The 6,868-nt window shown below is 36.2% G+C and carries 6 protein-coding genes and 1 riboswitch; all 6 genes read right to left on the bottom strand.

Features of this window, described 5'->3' with window-relative positions; translation table 11 throughout:
• Nucleotides 1–275 precede the first annotated feature (275 nt).
• The gene (locus ACPYKA_RS17140) at nucleotides 276–1,592 is read right to left on the bottom strand and encodes an IS1380 family transposase (RefSeq protein WP_479543430.1); all 1,317 of its coding nucleotides are present in this window, start codon (nucleotides 1,590–1,592) and stop codon (nucleotides 276–278) included.
• A gap of 1,134 nt (nucleotides 1,593–2,726) precedes the next feature.
• Complete coding sequence (locus ACPYKA_RS17135) at nucleotides 2,727–3,905, bottom strand: DUF4317 domain-containing protein (RefSeq protein ID WP_479543429.1); 1,179 nt, start codon at nucleotides 3,903–3,905, stop codon at nucleotides 2,727–2,729.
• A gap of 279 nt (nucleotides 3,906–4,184) precedes the next feature.
• Complete coding sequence (locus ACPYKA_RS17130) at nucleotides 4,185–4,499, bottom strand: DMT family transporter (RefSeq protein ID WP_479543428.1); 315 nt, start codon at nucleotides 4,497–4,499, stop codon at nucleotides 4,185–4,187.
• Complete coding sequence (locus ACPYKA_RS17125) at nucleotides 4,499–4,849, bottom strand: DMT family transporter (RefSeq protein ID WP_479543427.1); 351 nt, start codon at nucleotides 4,847–4,849, stop codon at nucleotides 4,499–4,501. The genes ACPYKA_RS17130 and ACPYKA_RS17125 overlap by 1 nt, the downstream gene beginning before the upstream one ends.
• 69 nt (nucleotides 4,850–4,918) lie before the next feature.
• Nucleotides 4,919–5,016: riboswitch (guanidine-I (ykkC/yxkD leader) on the bottom strand.
• A gap of 315 nt (nucleotides 5,017–5,331) precedes the next feature.
• Nucleotides 5,332–5,697 carry a DoxX family protein gene (locus tag ACPYKA_RS17120; protein WP_479543426.1) on the bottom strand — a complete coding sequence of 122 codons (366 nt, stop codon included), beginning with the start codon at nucleotides 5,695–5,697 and terminating at the stop codon, nucleotides 5,332–5,334.
• Nucleotides 5,698–6,015: 318 nt separating this feature from the next.
• A partial coding sequence (locus tag ACPYKA_RS17115; RefSeq protein WP_479543425.1) for a protein adenylyltransferase SelO family protein occupies nucleotides 6,016–6,868 on the bottom strand: 853 nt, incomplete at its 5' end.

Genomic DNA, 6,868 nt, shown 5'->3' with positions numbered 1-6,868 from the left:
ATACCAATCCGATCAAATTGATGAACCGCTAATCGGTCAATTTTCAAAATCTTTTTATCCAAAAAACTTACTTCGATCCTGAATTATTCATACCTCCAAATAGAAGGTAGAAAAAATTAAATGTGAATGATTTTTGATGATAAAGCAGAAAAAACAGATGGAAATAATAAAATAATCAGATTTGGGTGTTGCCGCCCTAAAAAATCCACTGTTTTTGGGCATACTTATCCCTTGGACTTACTACTGCTTTAAAAAAGTAGGAAATTCACTCACTTTCATTCAAGCTTGAGCATTTGAACCCTTTGCATTACATTCCAAAAGAATGATTGATATACAAAGCTAGACGATAATTTAAAATGCAAGGAACGACCGGATTTGACCAGTCGGCTTGCCACTTTAATAATCCTGGTTCGTATTGTTTGAATTTGCATATTCTTTTGTCTATCCGGGAAACAAAGGGTCCGTAGCCAATTGACGAGGTTATATGCCAATAGACTTATCATCATTCTTACTTCGTTGCTCTCAAAAGAGTGACTGCTCATCCGATCCAGATTAAAACCATTTTTTGCTTCCTTTATATAGTTTTCCATCGTACCTCTTTTTTGATAAGTACGAACGATATCCTTGGGAGTAAAGGCATCAACTAGGTTCGTAACAAAGAAGGAATGCGTAAAAAACAATTCGCCCGCCGGGCGCACGGATTGGATAATCACTTTTCGTGGTTTGGACCAAGATTTGGCTTGATATTCCGTTTCTTCGAAATAGTATTCAGACTGTGACACATCAGTCGGTGCTGTTGCGGGATGAAAATCATTCGCAAGCTGTTGCAGAATTGGGTTGGATTTCAAACGAATCACATAATAAACGGATTCCTTTTCACATAGCTCATACAATTCTGGAACAGCAAACCCACTGTCACCACGTAGAAATGGTACAGTTTCAGGAAACTTTTCATTATAGTGTGTAATCATTGGTTCAATAAAATCTACTACACCATTGGAAGTATACACATTCCCTGGCCGAAGTTGGGCTTTCAAAAAGTCACCAGTGGCACCATCAAAAGCTACTAGTGGATGAAATCCAACTGTACCGTAATGAGAATTGAAAGCTGTATCTTCCTGGTCGCCGAACGTATCCGAATGAGTAGAGTCCAAATCAAAGATGATCCATTTGGAATTCCGAAATTGATGCACCTTATCCAACATCTCTTGATTGGCCTGATTCATTTGGTTGATTGATTCTTTATCAAATCGTGGGAACAGACGCGATAAACTGGGTTGTGAAGCTAGTGTCTCCATACCAACGACTTGGGTGAAAACAGGGTCATTCGTCAATTGGTCAGCAGCATCATCTTCGGCGTAACCAGCAACCACTTGGTATATCTTTTGGCGCAAAAGTGCCTCATTGGAATACGTGAAGTACTGTCTGTTATCTTTTAGTTCCAAATGTTTATCCAAAGTATGGGAAAAACTAATTTTTTCATCAAATTCCCTGATTACTAGTTCACCTGTGTCGGAGGAAAGGGAACCTCCGTTATTGGACAATTTAATTTGACGATTGAAATCTAGTGTTAATTGCGGTAAAGTAGCCATATAAGAATCCTTTCTGTGGTTATTTGTGGTAATTTAACTCTAACAGAAACGGATTCTTTTTTCATTTATCAGGTGAAAAGACTTTGGGTTCAAAACGCTTGAATGGCAAGCGATGTAACTGCGTTATAGAATTTTTGTGAATAATTCAGGTTCGATATCTTTTATTTCAAAACAAATTTGTTCCATCTTTTGCTACCTCCCGAAATTGTTTCATTTCGTATCGATAGCCATAGATCGATACGAGTTTAATTCATCTGATCAAACTCGTATCAATCAAAAGTACAACAAAAATTGCATTCTGTTTCCCTCCTACTACACTGTTGTAACGAAAAAAACAGACATCTGCCTGCGACAAAGTAGTAAAGGGAATATGCCTTATCCTTTATTCGATTAGCATAGAAATAATTTTCCTAGGAAAAAAGCGCTGTAGTCGGACGTGGCTATTCCTGCAACGAAACCTATCCACAGCTATAGAATTTTATATTTTCCTAATAAAAAAAGAAAGACAGTACCATCCGTCTTTCTTCACGTAAGATCATTTATTCGAAATGAAGATTATTAAAAAAGGACAGACTACTCCCATTTACTCTGTAAAACAAACAGAGCCTTCTTGAGCCTATTTGATTACTGGTTCAAAAATGGGATACGAAGTCTCATTGCATGTGTCACTTTTTTATAATCCTCCTTAACTTTAAGATTCATTTACATTTTAAATTTATCTGCAAAATAAGTCAAGTTCATATTTCAACATAGTAGTTTCAATTATACAAAAATTAGGGTATACTATAAATAGATAGTCATAATATAATAAAGACCGTCCATGCTTGTAACATGGAACGGTCTAGCGTAATAGCCCTTCAAAGGAGCGACTCGCAAAATCAGGCGAAACTAATCACCCTATTTGCTTGTTGGGCTCAAGGGTGATTAGTTTCTTTTTTCTGACAAAATGGCCACGATTAATGCTCCAAATGTAAGCATAATAATCAGTGACTCAAAAACTGTCATAGGCACCACCTCCCCTCCTTTTAAAAAAGCAAGGAAAGAAAGCGAGCCACCACCCATGAAAGCCCTATCACACTACCGTTAGTATAACTGAATAAACAGGAAACTTCCACAAGTTTCCTGTTTATTACTTCACAGAACTTTTTCCTTAAACAACGCCTCAGGTATCATTTCAAACCCTTCAATGACGGTATTTTCTTCTACCTCAATCATCAAACAAAGTTTACCGTCTACATTAACTTGGCGTACATATTTCAAATCTTGCGGGCTCACTTTAATATCCGCTACTTTTGTTTTGATTTTTATTGATTTTGACGTATATTTTGGGAGAATATTATTCGCTTTTAACTCATAAGTCTTGTCATCAATTACGGTTTCAAAAGCCGCTTCCACTTGGTCTCTTTCAACATCTTCTACACCACTTATTTTCAACACGTTTTCCACATCTTTATAATCTAGTGTCGGTACTTCTTCCTCTTCATTTCCCTCTACCACTTGATGAATCTCTTCATATACATTCGAAAGTGTCTCTGTATTCATCTGGTCACCAGCTACTTTTTTCACAATCTCTTCAAAAACAATTTTATCCTCAGCAGCCGTCATTGTATCTTCTGCATTCAATACTTCCTCGATAAAATGGTAATCCAGTTCATACGCTTTCCCCGCCGAATACAGCACATGGTTCACATCTGAGGCATTATCGGTAAAACATGGAAATAGAAATCCAGATGTCGGAGCCTTTAAATTAATCACTGGATCAACGACAACATTGTACTTAAATTCTTTTTCCACATAATCGAACAGTAACTCATTTTTCGGATCCTGTGTTTTATTCATACTACATAAAATAAAAGAATGCGCATAAACCGTATCTCGCTCGTTTTCATCCGATTCTTCACTCTTTTTTTTCATAGGACGTTGATATTCTCCCCGAATAAACGTCACCACCATATCCATTTCATACTGTTTGTCCTTTAGCATCTTTTCCACAAGCTGTAACATATGCTCTTTCCATTCCTCTTTATCACTTAACAAACCTTTATGAAGAATGAGCTGACTACTATCTTCCACATCACGCTGGAACTTTAATTCAAATAATTTTTGATCCAACTGCCCGGAAAGAACTTTTTTAAAATTCTCCATAAATAACTCTTTCTGCTCCTCTTCCAACAGGTCAAACGGCATGCTTTGCTGATGATAAATTTCACTTGATTCCTTCATAATATATACATTAAAAATTTCTCTAATCGTTAACAGGTCATTATTTAGTTTTAGCTGTCTACGAAAATGTGCGATGTCTTTTTTATTCAATAGTATTCCACTCCTACATCCAATTCTACGAAACACGTTCTTTCATTTTATCATAAATGCTAGTTGCTTCAATCAACTGGGTCGGTTTCTAAAATTTTAACTCGGTGGAATTTGGTTGATCTGATTAGCAATCAAGCTATTTTTATAACAACAAATTCAACCATCATGAAGGATGAAGTGGTAAAAAATAAGATTATTAATCATTGGCACATTGACTTCAATAGTCTTATATTTTAATAGTTAGTTTGTCCACGGTTTCATACATTTGTCGATATTAAATTAAGAAATAAGTTTTAATCCAATTGCAGAACTTAATATTAGAGTTATAAATAATATTCTCCTCCAATCCTTTGACTCTCCAAAATAAAACATTCCTATTAAGGCACTCCCAACTACACTAATCCCTGTCCAAATTGCGTAGCCTGTTCCCATAGGAATAGATTGCAATGAATAACTTAGAAGTGCAAGAGCTGATCCAAGCCCTAAAATTATTAAAATAACTGTTTGCCAATTTCGTTTTACAGATAATTGATTAATCATGGCAACAGCAAATGTCTCACATAGACCTGCGATAATTAAAATAAACCATGCCATTATGATCTTCCCCCTTCCTTAACCACTTTACTTTCATTATCTGTAACTAATTTCAAGCCAATAACTCCTAATAACAGGACTGCGATTAGAAGAGTTTTTCCCCATCTGAATGGTTCTCCAAAGAATAAAATTTCCGCAACAAAAGTACCTCCTGCACCTAATCCGACAAAAACGGCGTATACTGTTCCAGCCGGAAGCTCTTGTGCAACTGTTATCATTAAATAATTACTTAAAATAATCAAAATTACTGTAGCCGTCCACGTCCAAAAATCAAATGCATGAGCTAATCCAATTACCCAAAACACTTCTAAAATGGCTGCAATAAATAATTTAATCCAGTTTTTATTCATCTAAAATTACCTCCTATTTTAGTATTGACATAAAAATAAAAAAAGCCCAAGAGAAACTGTTTAACAGTTATCTCCCAGGCTTTTATCCTTCCGTGGCACAGCATGTCTGTGAGTTTTCTCTCGGACCAGACCAACAATATGGTTGCGGAACCCTAGAAAACATTTTATATTTATTCTATTAACAGTATATCAAATCTAAAGGGCAGATTCAAAAAGGGCTGCCTTGTATTTTTACTCAAATTATTACTTCATTTTTGAAAGATCTGCCACATCGGATCCAGCGAAACTACTGGTATTAAAACTATGTCATTGGAGTTGCGATGATCAACTTCATTAGAAACAGAATTGGGTATCAGTTGCGCGACAGTAGGAATGGTGTTATATGATGAATCAAAAGACTGGAGAAGAATTTTTTATCACAATAGTTTTAGGGGCTAGAATTGTGTTAAAGTTCATCTCTAAGCGTTAGGGGTTAGCCGTTTCTACACTTCTTCATGATGACGCCATAAAAAAATAAGCAGGATAAGCATTACAATATCAAGTCTTGATTCAAATATAAATGATAAAATACCTTCCGATAATAAAATTGGAAATTTAGCAATACCGAGTGCTCCAATCATAATGATGATGAGTGGGATCGTTGCATACTTTAAAAACATTTTAGCTATAATGAGTGCACCGCAAGCGATTTCGATAATGGCCACGAGAAAAAGAGTAGTTGTTGGAAACGGAAGCCCAAAACTTAAAAATACATCTTTAAAATTTGGAACTAATAGCTTTACAATACCGGATGAAATAAAAACATATCCTATTGCATAGCGAAACCAGTTTAATAATTGCTGTTGCAATGATAAGCACCTCCATTGACAGTTCTCTTTAGTACATGCTATGCAGTGGATAGGACAGACTTGCTAATTTTTTAATCCATCATCTCGTTAGATCAAATAATCAGCGAATTTCAAGTGAATAAAGCGGATTCAATCTATAATTCAGCTATTTCGAAATAAAATCAACATAATTTATCGATCATACAGTGAGTTCCCAAAAAATCAGCGAAGCTAAAAAAAATTGATACGCGTCTTTTGCTCCTTAATACAAAAAGAAGTAACCGCTCCATGATTAATAGCGATCACTTCTTTATTAACGTTAAAATTTCCTTTAAATACTCACGTCCCGCAAAATGTTTGATAAGGTGTAGTAGGAACGGGTACTTTGGCATATTCTGCCTGCTTTTTTGTATGTGCAAATGGATCTGATAAAGCGTCCAATAGATTTTCCAATACAGAGTAATCGTCATTTTCTACTGCCGCTTCCAGTGCCTCTTCCACAAGGTGATTTCTCGGAATGATTGCTGGATTAGTTTTTTTCATCAACTCAAACACATCATCTTTCGTTTTTTCCTGCCGCTCTAGTCGCTTTTGCCACTGTTTATGCCAATTTTTAAATTCTTCCGAGTGAAATAATGTCATACCTTCCAGCCTATTAAAAGTCAATGCTAGGAAAGTATTTGTAAAGTCTGCTTCATATTTTCCCATCGCCTGAAGAAGATCTTTGAACAATTCCTGATCTCCCGGCTCTTCGGTAAAAATTCCTAGTTTCCCACGCATCCCGTCAAGCCAAAATTCATTGAACAAACGCGGAAACTCATCAAGCGCATCTTCTGCCAGCTTGATCGCATGTTTTTCATCTTCATCTAAAAGTGGAAGTAAGGTTTCTGCAAAACGCGTAAGATTCCAGTGTGCAATCGGAGGTTGGTTCCCATATTTATAACGACCTCCTGTATCAATCGAACTGAAAACCGTGTTGGGATCAAATGTATTCATAAACGCACATGGGCCATAATCAATCGTCTCCCCGCTAATCGTCATATTATCTGTATTCATCACCCCATGAATAAATCCGACAAGCTGCCATTTAGCTACTAACGAAGCCTGCCGCTTGATCACTTCCTTTAATAAAGATAGATACGGATGTTCAACCTGTGCCAGCTTAGGAAAATGACGTTTTATCGTATAATCA

It is taken from the genome of Pseudogracilibacillus amylolyticus (SeqCode) (assembly GCF_051918545.1).
GTDB lineage: Bacteria > Bacillota > Bacilli > Bacillales > Amphibacillaceae > Pseudogracilibacillus.
The sequence above is the reverse complement of the archived record's forward strand: the minus strand, read 5'-3'. Positions and strand labels throughout refer to the sequence as shown.

Coding starts and splice junctions, on each gene's coding strand:
- ACPYKA_RS17140 (WP_479543430.1), bottom strand. CDS start 1,592: ATGGCTACTTTACCGCAATTAACACTAGATTTCAATCGTCAAATTAAA.
- ACPYKA_RS17125 (WP_479543427.1), bottom strand. CDS start 4,849: ATGAATAAAAACTGGATTAAATTATTTATTGCAGCCATTTTAGAAGTG.
- ACPYKA_RS17130 (WP_479543428.1), bottom strand. CDS start 4,499: ATGGCATGGTTTATTTTAATTATCGCAGGTCTATGTGAGACATTTGCT.